At 69.1% G+C, this 18344-nt stretch carries 14 protein-coding genes; 4 read left to right on the top strand and 10 right to left on the bottom strand.

What is annotated here, in order from left to right; translation table 11 throughout:
- Positions 1–33: 33 nt before the first annotated feature.
- Positions 34–234 (top strand): DUF2892 domain-containing protein, encoded by a 201-nt coding sequence (locus tag KCI33_RS09775; RefSeq protein WP_212524599.1) that lies wholly within the window; start codon positions 34–36, stop codon positions 232–234.
- Positions 235–253: 19 nt separating this feature from the next.
- On the opposite strand, the gene KCI33_RS09770 is transcribed toward KCI33_RS09775, so the two are convergent.
- Positions 254–1132 (bottom strand): patatin-like phospholipase family protein, encoded by an 879-nt coding sequence (locus KCI33_RS09770; RefSeq protein WP_212524598.1) that lies wholly within the window; start codon positions 1130–1132, stop codon positions 254–256.
- An 8-nt stretch (positions 1133–1140) separates the two neighbouring features.
- Positions 1141–3999 (bottom strand): excinuclease ABC subunit UvrA, encoded by a 2859-nt coding sequence (gene uvrA, locus KCI33_RS09765; protein ID WP_212524597.1) that lies wholly within the window; start codon positions 3997–3999, stop codon positions 1141–1143.
- A gap of 180 nt (positions 4000–4179) precedes the next feature.
- On the opposite strand from uvrA, the gene KCI33_RS09760 reads away from it, so the two are divergent.
- Positions 4180–4545: a rhodanese-like domain-containing protein gene (locus KCI33_RS09760; protein ID WP_212524596.1), complete on the top strand. Its 366-nt coding sequence runs from the start codon at positions 4180–4182 to the stop codon at positions 4543–4545.
- Positions 4546–4696: 151 nt separating this feature from the next.
- On the opposite strand, the gene KCI33_RS09755 is transcribed toward KCI33_RS09760, so the two are convergent.
- The 8 genes from KCI33_RS09755 to KCI33_RS09720 all read right to left on the bottom strand — a co-directional run bounded on the left by KCI33_RS09755 (position 4697) and on the right by KCI33_RS09720 (position 16810).
- Complete coding sequence (locus KCI33_RS09755) at positions 4697–6112, bottom strand: alkaline phosphatase PhoX (RefSeq protein ID WP_212524595.1); 1416 nt, start codon at positions 6110–6112, stop codon at positions 4697–4699.
- Between the two features lie 136 nt (positions 6113–6248).
- Complete coding sequence (locus KCI33_RS09750; RefSeq protein WP_249139007.1) at positions 6249–7043, bottom strand: hypothetical protein; 795 nt, start codon at positions 7041–7043, stop codon at positions 6249–6251.
- Between the two features lie 2 nt (positions 7044–7045).
- Positions 7046–8908: a long-chain fatty acid--CoA ligase gene (locus tag KCI33_RS09745; protein ID WP_212524593.1), complete on the bottom strand. Its 1863-nt coding sequence runs from the start codon at positions 8906–8908 to the stop codon at positions 7046–7048.
- Between the two features lie 70 nt (positions 8909–8978).
- Entirely contained in the window at positions 8979–10373 is a 1395-nt protein-coding gene (lpdA, locus tag KCI33_RS09740) for a dihydrolipoyl dehydrogenase (RefSeq protein WP_212524592.1), read from the bottom strand.
- Between the two features lie 79 nt (positions 10374–10452).
- Entirely contained in the window at positions 10453–11025 is a 573-nt protein-coding gene (locus tag KCI33_RS09735; protein WP_212524591.1) for a DUF924 family protein, read from the bottom strand.
- Between the two features lie 80 nt (positions 11026–11105).
- Complete coding sequence (locus tag KCI33_RS09730) at positions 11106–12395, bottom strand: MFS transporter (protein WP_212524590.1); 1290 nt, start codon at positions 12393–12395, stop codon at positions 11106–11108.
- Between the two features lie 90 nt (positions 12396–12485).
- A complete protein-coding gene (gene queA, locus KCI33_RS09725) occupies positions 12486–13535 on the bottom strand; it encodes a tRNA preQ1(34) S-adenosylmethionine ribosyltransferase-isomerase QueA (protein WP_212524589.1) in 1050 nt (349 codons plus the stop codon).
- Positions 13532–16810 (bottom strand): AsmA-like C-terminal region-containing protein, encoded by a 3279-nt coding sequence (locus tag KCI33_RS09720; protein ID WP_212524588.1) that lies wholly within the window; start codon positions 16808–16810, stop codon positions 13532–13534. Before KCI33_RS09720 ends, queA begins: the two co-directional genes overlap by 4 nt.
- Positions 16811–16918: 108 nt before the next feature.
- Here KCI33_RS09720 and bcp point away from each other — a divergent pair, with 108 nt between their 5' ends.
- Positions 16919–17380 (top strand): thioredoxin-dependent thiol peroxidase, encoded by a 462-nt coding sequence (bcp, locus tag KCI33_RS09715; RefSeq protein ID WP_212524709.1) that lies wholly within the window; start codon positions 16919–16921, stop codon positions 17378–17380.
- Between the two features lie 20 nt (positions 17381–17400).
- A complete protein-coding gene (locus KCI33_RS09710) occupies positions 17401–18201 on the top strand; it encodes a ferritin-like domain-containing protein (protein ID WP_212524710.1) in 801 nt (266 codons plus the stop codon).
- Positions 18202–18344: the final 143 nt, after the last annotated feature.

Here is an 18344-nt window from a genome sequence, read left to right as displayed (position 1 = left end):
GGTTATCGTCTAACAGCCTTTCGGAGATTCAAGATGTTGAAGAAGAACGTTGGCAGCACCGACCGCATCGCGCGCATCGTGCTCGGTGCCGCGATGATCCTGGCCTTTTTCATGGTGGAGGGGAAATTCAGCTGGCTCTACCTGCTGGGCATCGTCCCGCTGGCGACCGGCCTGATGTCGAGTTGCCCGCTCTACACGATCCTCGGGATCAACACCTGCCCGAAGGATAAGTAACCCCGGGACGGCGGGCGCCTCAGGCGCCCCCTGCCCGCCCGGTGCAATCCAGGATCCAGTCCTTCTGCGCCCGCACGATGCGCCGGCCTTCTGCGATGGCCTCCTCGCCTCGGTGCAGTTCCAGCACCGTGATGTCCGACAACTCGGCGTTCAGCAGCACATGCGGCGGCTCGCCCGCCAGCCGCGCGCGGCGGATCTGTTCGGTCATCACGTCGATCGCCGTGGCGACCACATCGGCATAGCCGGGCGGGCTGTCGTCTTTCGGCTCGGGCAGCAGCGCCTTGGCCAGCCCCTCGGGCAGATCGCGCAGCAGTTTTTCCCAGGCCGGCGCGGGGCGCTGCCAGATCCGGCCGTGCAGATTCGCGTTGGGATTGACCGCGATGATCACCTCGGCCCCCATCGCGCGGGCCACCGAGACCGGCACCGGGTTGGTCAGCCCCCCGTCCAGCAGCCAGCGCCCGTCCAGGCGGTGCGGGCTGATCACGCCGGGCAGCGCCACCGAGGCGCGCACGGCATCCGCCAGCTTTCCCTCGCGCAGCCAGACCTCGCGCCCGGTCTCCATGTCGGTGGCGACCGCCGCGAAGGGGATATCCAGATCCTCGATCCGCTCGGGCAGGCCGAACTTCTTCAGCATCGCCACGATCTCGCTGCCGGCCACGATGCCGCCGCTGCCGGGACGGATGTCGATCAGCCCGACGACACGCGCCGGGGTCAGGCTGCGGACCCATTTCTCCAGCGCGTCGAGCTTGCCGCCCGCGTAGGCTGCGCCGACCAGCGCCCCCATCGAGCAGCCGGCGATCACGTCCGGCCTGACGCCGATCTCCTCTAGCGCGCGCAGCACGCCGATATGGCACCAGCCGCGCGCGCCGCCCGACCCCAGGGCCAGCCCGACCGTCACCACCGGCCCTACTCCGCCGCCACGCGCTTGGCCGAGAGGATCTCCTTCAGGTAGCGCCCGGTATGGCTGCGCCCGACCTCGGCGACCACTTCGGGCGTGCCCACGGCCACGATCTCGCCGCCGCCATCGCCGCCCTCGGGTCCGATGTCGATGATCCAGTCGGCGGTCTTGATGACGTCGAGGTTATGCTCGATCACCACGACCGAGTTGCCCTGATCGACCAGCTCGTGCAGCACCTCCAGCAGCTTCTTCACATCCTCGAAATGCAGCCCCGTCGTCGGCTCGTCGAGGATATAGAGGGTGCGGCCGGTGGCGCGCTTGGACAGCTCTTTGGACAGCTTCACCCGTTGCGCCTCGCCGCCCGACAGGGTCGTGGCCTGCTGGCCGACCTTGATGTAGCCCAGCCCCACCCGGGCCAGCGCATCCATCTTGTCGCGGATCGCGGGAACCGCCTTGAAGAACTCCTGCGCATCTTCAACCGTCATATCAAGAACGTCGGCTATACTCTTGCCTTTGAAACGGATTTCCAGTGTCTCGCGATTATAACGTGCGCCCTTGCAGGTCTCGCAGGTGACGTAGACATCGGGCAGAAAATGCATCTCGATCTTGATCACGCCGTCACCCTGGCAGGCCTCGCAGCGCCCGCCCTTGACGTTGAAGCTGAACCGCCCCGGCTTGTAGCCGCGCGCCTTGGCCTCGGGCAGCCCGGCGAACCAGTCGCGGATCGGGGTGAAGGCGCCGGTGTAGGTTGCGGGGTTCGACCGCGGCGTGCGGCCGATCGGGCGCTGGTCGATATCGATCACCTTGTCCAGATGCTCCAGCCCCTTGATGGTCTCGCAGGGCGCGGGGGTCTGGCGCGCGCCGTTCAGCCGCATCGACGCCGTCTTGAACAGCGTCTCGATGGTCAGGGTCGACTTGCCCCCGCCCGAGACGCCGGTGACGCACACGAACCGGCCCAGCGGGAACTCCGCCGTCACGTCGCGCAGGTTGTTGCCGCTGGCCTTGACCACGGTGATCGCCTTGCCGTTGCCCGCGCGCCGCTCGGCCGGGATCGGGATCCGGCGCGTGCCAGTCAGGTATTGCCCGGTGATCGAGGCCGGGTCGGCGGCGATCTCCTCGGGTGTGCCGCGGGCCACCACCCGCCCGCCATGCACGCCCGCGCCGGGGCCGATGTCGAGAACGTAATCGGCCTCGCGGATGGCCTCTTCGTCGTGCTCGACCACGATCACCGTGTTACCCTGGTCGCGCAGGTTCTTGAGCGTGGTCAGCAGCCGGCCGTTGTCGCGCTGGTGCAGGCCGATCGAGGGCTCGTCGAGCACATAAAGCACCCCCGTCAGCCCCGAGCCGATCTGGCTGGCCAGACGGATGCGCTGGCTCTCGCCGCCCGAGAGCGTGCCCGCGTTGCGCGAAAGGGTCAGGTATTCCAGGCCCACGTTGTTGAGGAAGCCCAGCCGCTCTCGGATTTCCTTGAGGATGGTGCGAGCGATCTCGTTCTTCTGGGCGGTCAGGTGCCCGGGCACCGTCTCGCACCACTTGTAGGCCTCCTTGATCGACATCTCGACCACCTGGCCGACATGCAGGCCGGCGATCTTGACCGCCAGCGCCTCGGGCTTCAGCCGGTAGCCCTCGCAGGTGCCGCAGGGGCGGTTGTTCTGGTAGCGCTCGAATTCCTCGCGCACCCAGCTGGAATCGGTCTCGCGGTAGCGCCGCTCCATGTTGGGGATCACCCCCTCGAAGACCCGGCTGACCTGGTAGACCCGCCCGCCCTCGTCATAGCGGAACGGGATCTCCTCCTCGCCCGAGCCATAGAGGAACACCTGCTTCACATGCGCCGGCAGATCCTTCCAGGGCGTGTTAGGGTCGAATTCGTAATGCCGCGCGATGGCCTGGATGGTCTGGGTGAAATAGGGCGACTTGCCCTTGCGCCAGGGCGCCAGCGCGCCGTCGAGCACGCGCAGGCTGGCATCGGGCACCACGAGGCGTTCGTCAAAGAACAACTCCACCCCAAGGCCATCGCAGGCCGGGCAGGCGCCGAAGGGCGCGTTGAAGGAAAACAGCCGCGGCTCGATCTCGGGGATGGTGAAACCCGAAACCGGGCAGGCGAAGTTTTCGGAGAAGGTGATGCGCTCCGGCTCACCCTCCTTTGGCGCGGTCTCCAGGATGGCGATGCCGTCGGCAAGGTCCAGCGCGGTGCGGAAACTGTCGGCCAGGCGCGTCTCCATCCCCTCGCGCACCACGATCCGGTCCACCACGACGTCGATGTCGTGGCGGAATTTCTTGTCCAGCGCGGGCGGCTCGTCGAGGTCGTGGAATTCCCCGTTCACCTTGACCCGCTGGAAGCCCTGCTTGCGCAGTTCCAGGAATTCCTTGCGATATTCGCCCTTGCGGTCGCGCACGATGGGCGCCAGCAGATAGGCGCGCGTGCCCTCCTCCAGCGCCATCACCCGGTCCACCATGTCCTGCACCTGCTGCGCCTCGATCGGCAGGCCGGTCGCGGGGCTGAAGGGCGTGCCCGCGCGGGCAAAGAGAAGGCGGAGATAGTCGTAGATCTCCGTCACCGTGCCGACGGTGGAGCGCGGGTTCTTGGAGGTCGTTTTCTGTTCGATGGAGATCGCGGGCGACAGGCCGGAGATGTGGTCCACATCCGGCTTTTCCATCATGTCCAGGAACTGCCGCGCATAGGCGGACAGGCTTTCGACATAGCGGCGCTGGCCCTCGGCATAGATCGTGTCGAAGGCGAGGCTGGACTTGCCCGAGCCCGACAGGCCGGTGATCACCACCAACTCGTCGCGCGGGATGTCCACGTCGATGCCCTTGAGATTATGCTCGCGCGCGCCGCGCACCTCGATCTTTTTCAGCTCGGCCATTACCGCCCCCTGATCCATCGGTTAAGAAATAGTGGAGGACGCCCGAGTCTCCAACCGAAAACTAGGAACATTGCGCGAACATGCCGCGCCGCGCGCATCTCGTGCATGAGAAGCCTTCACATTCACCTTCAGGAATATATATCTGCGCCAACGCTGCTCAAGACGAACAGGACAACTGACATGCTGAACTTTCTCCGCCCCTCCGGCCCCCGCGTGGCCGCAATCGACGCCCAGGACGCCATCGCCAGGGTCGCGGCCGGCGCGCTGACGCTGATCGACGTGCGCGACGGCAACGAGCTGAAGATGACCGGCCACGCCGCGGGCGCGATCCACATCCCCCTGCCCGTGCTGCGGATGAAGGCCGATCCCGCCAGCCTCGAATTCCTCGCCGAACTGTCGGTGGACAAGCCGGTGGCGCTCTACTGCGCCTCGGGCGCGCGCTCGCAGATGGCGGCGCAGATGTTGCTGCAGTTGGGGTTCAAGGAGGTTTACAACCTCGGCGGGCTGCATCACTGGCAGACGGCCGGCGGCGCCGTCACCCACTGAGCACCGCCGCATGGCCGCGCAGGCGGCCATGCCGGGCCCAACCGGGGCCGCGGGCCGGCAGACCCGCGCGCCCCTGGCGGGAGCGCCCCGGCGGAACACGCGAACGGGGCGCCCCAAAAGGGGCGCCCCGCCGTGGTTTTCCGGGCCGCGCTTACTTGCTGAAGCCGCTGATCACCAGCAGGTCGTCGGTGCCGTAATCGTCGACCTTCGCCATGTTGGCGTCGTCCGAATGCTGGATCGACACATAGGCCTGCGTGCCGTCCTGCGAGAACATGAAGCCGGTCGGCTCGGCCGAGCTGTCCTTCACCGACAGCACACGGATGCAGCCGTCGCTCTTTATGTCGCGGTCGGCGCCGTCGGGCAGGCAGGCCCAGATGTCGCCGTTCTCGTTGTCCTCGACCACATAGAGCAGCCCCGACACCGGGTTGAAGGCCAGGTTGTCCGGCGCGTTCAGCTCGCTGTCGCCCTCGATGAAGCGGTTGATCACCACGTTCAGGGCGCCGGCATCGGCGTTCAGCGGCGCGCGGTCCACGCCGCACATCACCTCGCCATAGTTCCCGGCCTTGGTATTGCCGGTGTTGGTCCAGCAGAAGCGCACGCCCTCCCCGGCATAGACCGGGTCCACATGCAGGTCCTCGGGGCGGTAGAAGCCGGTGGCCCCGGCCAGATCGGCGCCGACGCGGGCGCGGGCGGGATCGATTGCGACCCAGGCGCCGTTACCGACTTCGCAGCCCTGGCCGTATTGCTCCTTCTTGTTCACGCAGGAGACCCGCAGCGCGTAGCTGGCGCCCTCGGACAGCGGCGAGGCGTCGAGGCTGTCGATCATGCCGCCGGCATGGGCCTCGGCCGGAACGAACTTGAAGAGCGCGCCGCCGTCGGTGCCGGGATAGGCGGTGCCCGGGCGCAGCTCGTCGCCGCCGATCACCACGCCGCTGTCCAGCACGGTCAGGCCCTCCCAGGCCATTGTCGGCAGGGCCGGGCGCTTGACCATCAGGGTCGGGTCGGTGGTCTCGCCGCTGTCACGGTCGATGACGGTGACCTCGGCCATCTCCAGCGGGTCGAGGATCTCGTAGGCCGCACCGTCCTCGGTCTCCTCGGTGGCCAGCACCGTGCCCCAGGCGGTGGTGCGGATGCCGTCGCAGCGGTCCATGCCGCGCACGATGGTCTCGACCGAGCTGCCGTCCAGCGCGATGCGCTGCACCGAGGGGTTCATCTTGCCCGCGGCGATCTCCTCGCGGCCGCCCTCGACGCAGGCGATCAGATGGGTCGGGTTCGCGGCCGGATAGAGCGCGAACATGTCCAGCTTGTTGGCGACGTCCCGGGACAGGTAGGCGGCGCTCAGGCCCTCGGCCAGCAGCACCTGGTCGGCAGCCGCCTGATCGGCGCCGCGATAGGCGCCCTCGGTCGACGGGGCGGAGGCCGCCAGCGGCGCGCTCACGCCGAACAGCGCCGGCAGGTTGTCCTGCATCATCTTCTCGACCATCGCGCCGAAATCCATGCTCCCGGCCAGCGCGCCGGTCGTGGTCAGGGCGGCGACGGCCGTCGCCAGGGTGAGGGTCCGTTTCATGTCTTCTCCTTCGGAAACCGCACGGCGCCGCAGAGCGCGGGCCGTGTCCGCCGTCCGGGTAGCGAAGAGATGTAACGGCTCTTCACCAGTTTGATGACATATCTGTGAAAATGAATGTCTTCGGCGGCGGGGCCTCTCACAGCGGCGGCTCGTGGCGCCGCACCGCCAGCCGTGCCAGCTCGCCCAGCCGCGCCAGCATGGCCGCCGCAACGTTGCCAAAGGTAATGGGCACCAGAACGACCAGCCCCTGCCCCGCGACATAGCCGGGGTTGCGGGACTTGAAATACCGCACGTCCGGCAGGTCGCCGCGCCGGTCCAGCGCCTTTTCCTGCGGCGTCTCGATGGTGATCCAGCCGACCGCGCGCACCAGCGGGTCGGACGCATCCGCCGCCGGGTCGGGAAAACTGTCGGCCAGTTCCAGCGCCACCGCGCGCGCGGCCTCGGGGAACCCCAGATCGGGGTGCGGATAGACGCGCGGGAAATACTTGAAGAACAGGTGGTAGCTCGACGTGTGCACGAGCGTGCCGAGGTAGTAGACCGCGGTGAAGGGATGGCGCAGCTTTTCGGCCAGCGCGCGGATCATGCCAAACCAGTAGGTCGTGCCGCGCCCGCGGTATTCCGGCCGCAGCCCGGCCTCGGCCCGCAGGACGATCGTGTCGCGCCCGCCGATGCGGCGCCGGTAGCGATGCACCGCGCAATACCCCACAACCTCGCCCCCCGCGCCGAGATAGATCTGCACCGCGGTGCTCTCTGCCGGGGGCTCGATGACATGCGATCGAAACCGTTCCTCGGTGACGCCAGAGAATATCTGCCGGTGGATCGCATAGAGCTCGCGGCCGAACGCATCGCGCGCCGAGGGCGACAGGCGCGACGGATCGACCGTCCTGCGGCCCGTGATCCGACAGCGATCCGCGGTGGCTGTGCTGTCCATTCTCATCCCCCCGGGGCCGGCGCCCGATGGCGTCCCGCGCCGTTCCGGCGCGCGGCGAGACGTTCATAAAGCGCGTCGATCTCGGGCCGGTGCCGCGCCTCGATCTCCTGCCTGCGGATTTTCAGGGTCGGCGTCAACGTGCCATCGCCGACGGTCCAGGGGGCCGGCGCTACATGAACGCCGCGCACCCGGGCATGGGGGGCGAGGCCCGCCGTCGCCGGCGCGATGCGCGCCAGGATCGCGCCGGCGGCGGCGGGATGGTTCGGATCGCGCGGGTCGAGGCCGGTTTCGGCGGCGAGCTCCGCCCATGCGCTGGCGTTCAACACGACGATCGCCACAAGGCTGGCCCGGCCGTTGCCCACGACGCAGGCCTGATCGACCAGCGGAACGCGCTCGATTGCGGCCTCGACTTCGACGGGGGCCACCTTTTTCGCGGTGGACAGCACGATCACCTCCTTCAGGCGCCCCCTGATATAGACCCGGCCCTGCCGGATCTCGGCGATGTCGCCGGTGCGCAGCCAGCCATCGCCGGTGATCGCGGCGGCGGTCTGCTGCGGGTCGTTCCAGTAACCCGCCATCATCGCAGGCGTCCTGACCTGCAACTCGCCCTGCGCGTCGAGCCGCAGCGCGACACCGTGCAGCGGCCGCCCGACCGAGCCCGGCGCATTGTCCTCGAAGGACGCGGCGGTGACCACCGGCGCCGCCTCGGTCAGCCCGTATCCCTCGATCAGCGGCACGCCGAGCCCGATCAGGAAACGGCTGACCTCGGTCGAAAGCTGCGCGCCGCCGCTGACCGCGACCCGCAACCGCCCGCCGAAGGCCGCCTGCACCGGGCGGGCGACCAGGCGCTCCAGCAGCGGCCACAGCAGGTGGCGCGCCACCGGCCCGGGGCGTGCGCCGCGCCCCTGCCCCGCCTCGAAGATCCGCCAGCCGAGATCGGCGGCGGCGGCGGCAAGACGCCTTTTGACAGGATTCACCGCCGCCGTCTGGAGGATGGCCTCGTAGAGGCGCTCATAGAGCCGCGGCACGGCGATCAGGACGGTCGGCCTGACCGTCAGCATATCCTCGCGCAGGCAGTCCAGCCCGCGCGCATAGGCCACGCGCGCGCCGCCCATCATGGCCAGGTGATAGCCCATCGTCCGCTCGAAGGCATGGGCAAGCGGCAGCAAGGACAGGAACACGTCGCTTTTCAGCGGTGGGACGAAGCGGGTGACGGCCTCCGCGTTCCACAGCAGCGCATGGTGCGACAGCATCGCGCCCTTGGGCCGGCCGGTGGTGCCTGAGGTGTAGATGATCGTGGCGATATCCTGCGGGCCGCATCTGATGTCGTCCGGGCTGACCTCGCCTTCGCCCAGCACGGCAGACAGGGCCGAGACCCGGGGCGCGCGCCCGGGCGCCGCATCTTCGCCGCCCGCCCGCAGCCAGACATCGCCGAGGGCGTCGCAGCCGGACAGATGCGGGGCCAGCGCCCGCCATTGCGCGCCGCTTTCGACGACGCACAGCCGCGCGCCGGCCCCCGCCAGGATGAAGCCGGCGTTTTCGGGGCTGTCGTGGAAATAGAGCGGCACGGTGATCAGCCCGTTCGCCGCCGCCGCGATGTCGAACGCCACCCAGTCCGGGCCGTTCGGCAACCACAGCGCCACCCGCTCGCCCACCCGCAGTCCGGCATCGTCGAGCGCGGCGCGCAGGCGCGCCACCCGCCGCGCGATCTGCCCCCAGGTGAATTCGACCCACCGCCCGTCGCGGAACCCGGCATAGGCGACGCGCTCCGGGTCGCGCGCGGCCCGGCGGAAGAACAGCCCTGGAATGGTCCGCGCCTCGGCGCAGCCGATGAGATCGATGTCAGGGGGCGAAGCGGTCTGCATCCGCCGATTAGACGGCCCCGGGCGGTCGCGCGCCTTGACCCCGATCAAGCTTGCGCGGCCCGCCCACCGTTCACATGTGGATCACGCGGCCAAAGGCGTCGAGAACGCTTTCATGCATCATCTCGCTCAGCGTCGGATGCGGGAAGACCGTCTGCATCAGCTCGACCTCCGTCGTCTCAAGCTGGCGGCCGATGACATAGCCCTGGATCATCTCGGTCACCTCGGCGCCGACCATATGCGCGCCCAACAGCTCGCCTGTTTTCGCATCGAACACTGTCTTGACCATCCCCTCGGGCTCGCCCAGCGCGATCGCCTTGCCGTTGCCGATGAAGGGGAAGCGGCCGACCCGCACCTCATGGCCGGCCTCCTTGGCCTTAGCCTCGGTCAGACCGACGCTGGCGACCTGCGGGTGGCAATAGGTGCAGCCGGCGATGCTGCCCGGCTTGATCGGGTGGGCGTGCTGTCCGGCGATCAGCTCGGCCACCATGACGCCCTCGTGGCTGGCCTTGTGCGCCAGCCAGGGCGCGCCGGCGATGTCGCCAATGGCATAAAGCCCCTCGACCCCGGTGCGACAGAATTCATCCGTCACCACATGGGTGCGGTCGATCTTGACGCCCGCCGCTTCCAGGCCCAGCCCCTCGACATTGCCGACGATGCCCACGGCCGAGATCACGGTGTCGAAGTCGCGCGTCTCGATCTTGCCGCCGGTTTCGATATGGGCAGTGACCTTGCCCTTGCCGCGGTCGAGTTGCTTGACCATGGTCTTTTCCATGATCGTCATGCCCTGCTTGACGAACTGCTTCTTGGCGAAGGCCGAGATCTCGGCGTCCTCGACCGGCAGGATGCGGTCCATCACCTCGACCACCGTCGTCTCGGCGCCCAGCGTGTTGTAGAAGCTGGCGAATTCGATCCCGATCGCGCCCGAGCCGATGACCAGCAGCTTCTTCGGCATGCGGGCGGGTTGCAGCGCGTGCTTGTAGGTCCAGACCAGATCGCCGTCGGCCTCCAGGCCCGGCAGTTCCCGCGCGCGCGCGCCGGTGGCCAGCACGATGTTCTTCGCGCTCAGCGTCTCTTCGCCCTTGTCGGTCTTCACCGCCACCGTGCCGCGGCCGGCAAGACGCGCCTCACCCATCACCACGGTCACCTTGTTCTTCTTCAGCAGGTGCCCGATGCCGCCCGACAGCTGCCCGGCCACCGCGCGCGAGCGTTTCACCACCGCCGGCAGGTCGTAGCCGATGCCGTCGGCCTTCAGGCCGAATTCCTTGGCGCGGTGCATCAGGTGGAACACCTCGGCCGAGCGCAGCAGCGCCTTGGTCGGGATGCAGCCCCAGTTCAGGCAAATGCCGCCCAGATGCTCGCGCTCGACTACGGCCACCTTCAGGCCCAGCTGCGCGCCGCGGATCGCGGCGACGTAGCCGCCGGGCCCCGCGCCGATCACGATCATGTCAAAGGATTTGCCCGCCATGCCTTGTCTCCCCTGCCGGTTTGCGCCCGATGCTAGTCGAGCCGGCGAAGGGGTTCAACGCCAAGACGCGCGCCCGCGCTCAGGCGCGCAGCTTTTCCAGCGTCCGGCCGTAGCCACCTTCCTTGACGAAGGCGCGCTCGCCCTCGGAATAGCTGCGCTTCAGCGCCTCGTTGCGGTAGGGGAAGCGGCCGAAGCGGCGGATCACCTCGCGATGCGCCTTGGCATGCAGCAGGTTGCCCGCGCCGGTCTCGGCCATCCGGGTCACCATCAGCCGCACGCAGCGGTCCTGATCGGTCAGGCATTCGGAATGCATCAAGGGCAGGTAGAAGAACTGCCGCTCGGGCTCGGCCACCTTCATGTCGAAACCGCGGTCGATGCCGCGTTTCGCCTCGGCCCGGGCGATGCCGTCGGTGGCGAAGGCACGCGCCTCGCCGCGGAACATGTTGCGCGGGAACTGGTCGGTGAGGATCAGGTAGGCCAGCATGCCGCGGGGCGTCACCAGCCAATCGTGCAGGCCCCCGTCACGGGCGCGCTCCCACAGCCCCTCGAACCTGTCGCGGATGCGGGCATCGAGCGCCGGATCGGTCGCGTACCACCCCTGCGGCCCGACCTCGTCCAGCCAAAACGCATTCACATCTTCGGGGCCCAGCATGGTTCACCTTCCTCGCCTTGGCTCAGCCTGTTTTCCCGAAAGGTCTCAGATTTGTAACGGTCTCGCAACAAAATTGCGCGTCACCTGCCGGCCACAATGGCCGCACCCTCTTCGGCTGCGTCTTCCCCGGCCTCTTCCAGTCCCTCGATGAACACTTCCTGGGCAACTTCGACGGCGACCGCCGTGGCGCTGGGCAGGACCGGCGAGTAGGAGCCGGTGTCCTCGATCGCGGGCGCGGGACGCTGCGTCATGCGGTAGCCGGCATAGACCGCCAGCGCGCCCATCAGCAGCGCGACGAACAGGAAGAATCCCCAAGGCCCCACCGCGCTCATCATCCAGCCGGTGATCAGCGGCCCGGCGATCGCCCCCACGCCGTTGACGAAAAGCAGCCCGCCCGAGGCGGCGGCCATGTCGTCATGCTCGAGAAAGTCGTTGGTATGCGCGATCAGCAGGGCGTAAAGCGGGTTCGAGGTGCCGCCGACCAGGAACGCCGCCAGCAACAGCACGCCCAGCGCGCCGCCCAGCGCCATGCCCAGCGCCGCCGCCGCCGCCCCGCCCAGCGCCACGCCCAGGATCAGCACGCGCCGGTCCATCCGGTCCGACAGCCAGCCGATCGGGAACTGCGTCAGCAGCCCGCCGAGATAGATCGACGCCACGAAAAGCGAGATCTGCGCCACGCTCAGCCCCGCCTGCGAACCGAAGACCGAGGCCATGCCGAACAGCGCCGAATAGACCCCGCCCATCAGGAAGATCCCCACCAGCCCCAGCGGCGAGACCTCCAGCAGCCGGCGCAGGCTCATCGGCTTGGTGGTGTCGAAGGCGGGCGTGGGGCTGACCGACAGCAGGATCGGCGCGAAGGAGATCGAGACCAGCACCGAGGGCACGATGAACAGGATGAACCCGCCCGGATCGCCCAGCACCAGAAGCCCCTGCGCCGACACGATACCGGCCATCTGCACGATCATGTAGAGCGACAGCGCCTGCCCGCGGGTTTCGTTGGTGGCCGAGTTGTTCAGCCAGCTTTCCGCCGTCACATAGACGCCCGAGAAACAGAACCCGATCGCCACCCGGAGCACCACCCAGGCCCAGGGCTCGGTGATCGAGGGAAACAGGATCAACGCCGCCGAGATGAACGACCCCAGCGCCGCGAAGACCCGCACATGGCCGACGCGCCGGATCATCTCCGGCGCCAGGCGCGAGCCGCCAAGGAAGCCCAGGAAATAGGCCGACATCACCAGCGACATCTCGAAGGTCGAGAACCCCTCCAGCCCGCCGCGCACGCCCAGAAGCGTGCCCTGCAGCCCGTTGCCGACCATCAACAGCAACATCCCCAGCAACAGGGCCCAGGAGCTGGCCAATACCTGAATCACGCGCCTCTTCCTCTTTGTTTCGGGTTGCTTAGACCAGGCCAGCGTAACAGGGATGTGCCACAGGCGACAGACCGGTGGCCGGATGCGGCCTCAGGGGATCAGAAGCGAGGCGTCGCCATAGGAGAAGAAGCGGTAGCGCCCGGCGATGGCATGGGCGTAGATGCGGCGGATCCGCTCCGTCCCCATCAGCGCCGAGACCAGCATCATCAGCGTCGATTTCGGCAGGTGGAAATTGGTCATCAGCCCGTCGGTGACGCGGAAACGGTATCCCGGCGTGATGAAGATGTCGGTCTCGCCGCGGAACGGGTGCATGACGCCCGCCTCGTCCGCCGCGCTTTCGATCAGGCGCAGCGCGGTGGTGCCCACCGGGATCACACGGCCGCCCGCGGCGCGGGTGGCGTTGATCTCTGCCGCGGCCCGCTCGCTCACCTCTCCCCATTCGGCGTGCATCCGGTGCTGGCTCACGTCATCGACCTTAACCGGCAGGAAGGTGCCCGCGCCGACATGCAGCGTGACCTCGGTGAATTCCACCCCCATCGCGGCGAGCTTTTCCAGCAGTTCCCGGTCGAAATGCAGCGAGGCCGTGGGCGCGGCCACCGCGCCCGAGTGACGGGCGAAGACCGTCTGGTAGTCGTCCTTGTCCTGCGCGTCGGCAGGGCGCTTGGCCGCGATATAGGGCGGCAGGGGCATGGCGCCGGCCTCGGCCAGGGCGGCATCGAAATCCGCGCCGGCGAGGTTGAACTCCAGCACCAGATCGCTCTCGCCCTTCTCCACCACCCGCGCCGACAGCGAGTCGGAGAACAGCAGTTCCTCGCCCTGGCGCAGCTTGCGCAGCGGCTTGGCCAGCGCCTGCCAGCGCCCGGCCGGACGCGGCTCCAGCAGGGTGATCTCGACCTTCGCCTCGACCGTCCCCTCTGGCGTTTCGCGTCGCCGCCGCCCCGACAGCCGCGCCGGGATCACCCTGGTGTTGTTCAGCACCAGCCGGTCGCCCGCGCGCAGCAGGCCGGGCAGGTCGTAGACATGCAGATCGCGGATCGCGTCGCCCTCGGCGGCCAGCAGCCGCGCCGAGGGGCGCGGACGCGCGGGCCGGGTCGCGATCAGCTCTTCCGGCAGGTCGAAATCGAACTCCGACAGCCTCATTCCCCCAGCTCCGGTGCCGGGCCGCGAAAGATCTCGCGCAGCATCCCCGGCGTCAGGATCGACAGCGGGTTGACCGAGACCTTGGGCGCGCTGGCATCCCCGCGCAGGCGGTAGTTGAAGCCGAACAGCCCCTCGCCCCGGCGCGTCAGCACGCTGCCGATGACGTTGAACATGTAGATGGGGGAAATCACGCCCTGCATATTCAGCTTCTTGCTTTCGAATTCGTAGATCCCGGCCAGCGAAATCCCCAGCGAGGGGCCGACGGCGGCGCCCCTCTTGATGTGCAGCGCCTCGGGCGTCAAGGTGAAAGCGGCCGAGACATCGGAAAAGGCCAGCCCCTCGCCCCCCATCTGCTCCAGCAGGCCGACGACGCTGATCGCGCTCAGCAGTTCGGCCAGAACCGGCGCGCCGCGCACCCGGGTGTTCCGGATCGACAGCGTGCCCTTGTAGTGGCCGGGCCGGTCCAGCGGCGTCAGCATCAGGTCCATCCGGCCGCCATGCGATTTCTCGAACACGCCCGCCCCGCGCAGCACGCCGCCGGCGTCCTCGGACTGGACCCTTATGCCGGTGCCCCCGGCCTGCGGGGCCAGCGTGACGCGCACCGGCGCGCCGTCCACCACCTGCCCGGTGAGCGTGCCGTTAAGACCGCCGGTGCGGCTGAGCGTGCCGCGCAGACCGGCGAGCCGGATGGTCTCGGACACGATCAGCCGGTCGAGCGCCACCTCGATCGGCGCGCCGCCGCCGCCCGCGCCGCCGCCGATGCCGCCCGGATCGGTCCGGCCGCGCAGATCGACCGTGCCGCCATCGAGCCGCACCGCGGGCGAGCGGCCCTTGCCCCGGCCGCTGAGCACCACCGGCGCGTCCAGCCAGCCGCCCAGCCGCACGCGGGAAAAGCGCGCCTCGCGCAGCGCCCCCTCGGGGGTGATGCTGACCGCGCCGGTGGCGGAAAGCCCCGGCGCCGACAGCTCGACGCTCTCGATCTCGGGCGGCGCGCCCAGCGTGCCCGCCACATGCAGCCGCCCGGGCACGTTGCGCGGCTTGGACCAGCCGAGGTCGGCCAGGCTGAGCCCAACCCGGTTCAGGTCGGAGGTCAGGGTGAAGCGCGGCGCCGCGCCGCGCACCAGATCGACCGCGACCGTGCCCCAGCCCGCACCGCTGACGCTGCCCGCGGGCAGGCCGATGTCGAAGGCCTCCACCGCCCGCTGCGACAGCTCGACCATGCCCTCGACCCGGCTCACGCCGCGATGCTCCGGCCCCATCTTCTGCACCCAGGCGCCGCGCACCGGCACCCCGTCCAGCGTCGCCGCGCCCCCGATCGACAGCTCCGTGCGATCCGCGCGCAGCTCCAGCGTCTCGGCCGCCAGAACCCGCCCCTTGACCAGCGTCTCGGAGCGCACCCCCTCAAGCCGCCCGGTCACGCTGTAATCCACGTCCGCGGGTTTCACCCCCTTGACCAGCGGCAGCGCGATATGCGCCTCGGTCACCGCGTGACCCTCGGCCAGGTCCACCGGCCGGCCGGCCTTGGACATGATCTGCAGCGGCGGCAGGTCGAGCAGCGACAGCGCCGCCTCAAGGCCGCTGTCGGTGCGCAGGTCGATCTCGGCGCGGGCCGGACGTTGGGTGATGTCGGGCACCCGCATCACCGAGCCCGCCACGTCCACCCGCCCGCCCGATGGCGCGGTCACGCGCCCCTCCTCCACCACCAGGGTGAAGCTGTCGCCCAGGATGGAGGCGTAGCCGCTCCCGTGCTCCACCGGCGGCATGGTCCGCAGGAAACGCACGGTGGCATCGCGGAACTCGTGGCTCAGCGCGACGCGCGGCGGGACCTCGGGCGACAGCCGCAGGGCGGCGGTCACGTTCTCCAGGTTTCCCGTCACCACGTTGGTCGCGATCCAGTCGCGGGTGCGCGGCGCCAGATCGACCGGCCAGAGCGCCAGCAGCCGCGCCTCGGTGATCGCGTCGAGCGACAGGTCGAGATCGACCTGCCAGCCGTCGGGCCGGGCGCGCACCATGCCCTTGCCGCGATAGGCCGAGCCCTCGGCGTCCAGCAACGCCACCTGCCCGATGGTCGCGGTGAACGGGGCGAGTTCCAGCTTCAGGTCCAGCGCGCCGCCGGTGAAACGCGCCGGCGCCTCGAACACGCCCTCCGGGTCCAGCTCGACCTCGCGGAACTGGATCTGGCTGACCAGCGTGCGCGGCCAGCCATCCACCGCATCGCGCAGAAAGGCATGACCCTCGGCGCGCAGGCGCAGCGCGGCGGTGTCCAGCGCGATCTCGTCGAGCGTGATCTTGCCCTCCTCGGGGGCGTAGGAAAAATAGCTCTTGCCGCGGTTGAAGCGGATCGGCGGCGCGCCGGCCTCGGGCCTGAGCGCCCCGGCGCCGATCTCCAGCGCGGCATTCAGCGGCGCGATCGCCCCATCCGGCGTCACCCCGCTGCGCATCGCCCCCGAGATCGGCGCGTCGATCACCGACAGGAAGGCCAGCGCCGGCGATTGCGTGGCGATATCGGCCGCCTCCATGTCGCTGAAATTGGCCGAGACGCGGGTCTCGGGCGAGCCCTTCACCGTGTCGAAGCTCAACGCCACCTCCGAGGGCGCGCCGCGGTCATTGCGCAGCGAGAAGAACAGCCGCAGCGCCACGTCGTCGGGCGTCTGGTCCAGCGTCAGCAGCCCATTCTCCACGTTCCACACGCGACCGGCGCGCGCATCCTCGTAGCTCAGCGCCAGCTGCTCGACCGAGACCCCCTCCAGCCCAGCCAGCACCGGGTTCAGGAACACCCGGTCGATCCCGTCCAGAACGTCGACCAGGCTCTCGGCCTCGCGCACCGGCACCACCGCGTCGCCGAGCGCCAGGTCGAACGAGCCGTCCGAGGCGCGCCGCAGGGTCAGCTCGGCCCCGGTCAGCGCCACCCGCTGCAGCGCCAGCTGGCCCTGCATCAATGGCCCCGGCGCCAGCACCGCGCTGGCCTCGGGCACGCGCGCCACCGGCCGCCCGGCCCCGTCCGAGATCACCACCTGGCGCAGATGCACCTGCGGAACGCCGCCGGCCGAGAAGAACACGTCCACGCCCCCCAACCGCACCGAGACCGGCGCGGTGGCGGCGTTCACCCGTGCCTCGATCCGGGCCGTCACCCAGCCGGGCAGGCCAATCATGCGCCCGGTCAGCGACAGCGCGGCCACGCCAGCGAGCCCGGCCAGAAGGGCCAGGCTGAGCAGCATCCAGATGCCGAAGCGCCGCTTGGGACGCGGCGGGATCGGGGAGGTCGTGTCGCTCATGTGGCGCCTGCTGCGCGTCCTCTTGCCTCGGGCTCGGCGCGGCTTTGACTTCTTGCCGCGCGCTCTAGTATTGAGCCCAGTGTAACCCGACGCGAGGACATGAGCCAGATGACAGATATCGGCGCGCAAGCCCCCGACTTCACCCTGCCCGACGAGACCGGCGCGGAGGTCACCCTTTCGGCGCTGAAAGGCGGGCCGGTGGTCCTCTATTTCTACCCGCGCGACGACACCCCGGGCTGCACCACCGAGGCGCTGGAGTTCACCGCCCTTCTGCCCGAATTCGCGGTCGCGGGCGCGAGGGTCTTCGGCATCTCCAAGGATACCGTGGCCAGGCATTGCAGGTTCCGCGAAAAGCGCGAGCTGGCGGTCAGCCTGCTGTCGGACGCCGACAGCGACGTCTGCGAGCGCTACGGCGTCTGGGTCGAGAAGACCATGTATGGCAAGAAAAGCATGGGCATCCAGCGCACCACCTTCCTGATCGGCGCGGACGGCAGGATCGCGCAGGTCTGGCCCAAGGTGAAGGTCGCCGGCCACGCCGCCGAGGTGCTGGACGCGGTGCGCGCGCTGTGAGCGGCACGACGCTGACCGGGATGGCCACGGAGGTTCTGACCACCGCCGACGGCCGCGAAAAGACCGCGCTCAGCCGCCGGCACGCTGCCGCATGGTTCGCCGCCCGCGCGGCGGGCGATCCCCTGCCCGTGGGCACCGCAACCCCGCCGCTGCGCCCGGCGCGACCTGAAAAGCCGGCGCTGCTGTCGCCCCGCGACGTGCCGCGCCGCAGGCCCGGCACGCCCGAGGGGCGCATCGCGCTACTACATGCCGTGGCGCATATCGAGCTCAACGCCGTGGACCTGCACTGGGACGTGATCGCGCGCTTCGGCCATGTGCCCATGCCCATGGGATTCTACGACGACTGGGTGAAGGCCGCGGACGAGGAGAGCAAGCATTTCAACCTGGTCTGCGACTGCCTGGAGCGGATGGGCAGCCATTACGGCGCCCTGCCCGCCCATGCCGGCATGTGGCGCGCGGCCGAGGACACCGCCGAGGACCTGATGGGGCGCCTCGCCGTGGTGCCCATGGTGCTGGAGGCGCGCGGGCTGGACGTGACCCCGGGCATGATCGAGATCTTCCGCAAGGCCGGCGACGACAGGGCCGTCGCGGCGCTTGAGGTCATCTACGGCGAGGAGGTCGGCCATGTCGCCTATGGCTCGAAATGGTTCCACTTCCTCTGCGGGCGGCACGAAAAGGACCCAAAGGAGGTGTTCCACGCCCTCGTCCGCAAATATTTCCACGGCGCGCTTAAGCCCCCCTTCAACGAGGAAAAACGCGCCGAGGCGGGCCTGCCGCCGGATTTCTACTGGCCGCTCGCCGAGGGCAGCAACATACGCTAACCACCCGGCGCATCGGCAGATTTCTGCCCATTTTGCGTAAAGCCGCGCAGCCGGTGGACCGCATTGTTCAAAAAACTTGCAGCAATGACCGACGCTGGGTAAGGGATTCCCGACCGTGATGTTGGGGAGCGATCGGTCGGCAA

This window comes from Actibacterium sp. MT2.3-13A, assembly GCF_018139985.1.
In the GTDB taxonomy this organism is placed as follows: domain Bacteria; phylum Pseudomonadota; class Alphaproteobacteria; order Rhodobacterales; family Rhodobacteraceae; genus JAGSOU01.
Note: the sequence above shows the minus strand (reverse complement) of the source record. Positions and strands in the feature narration are given on the sequence as shown.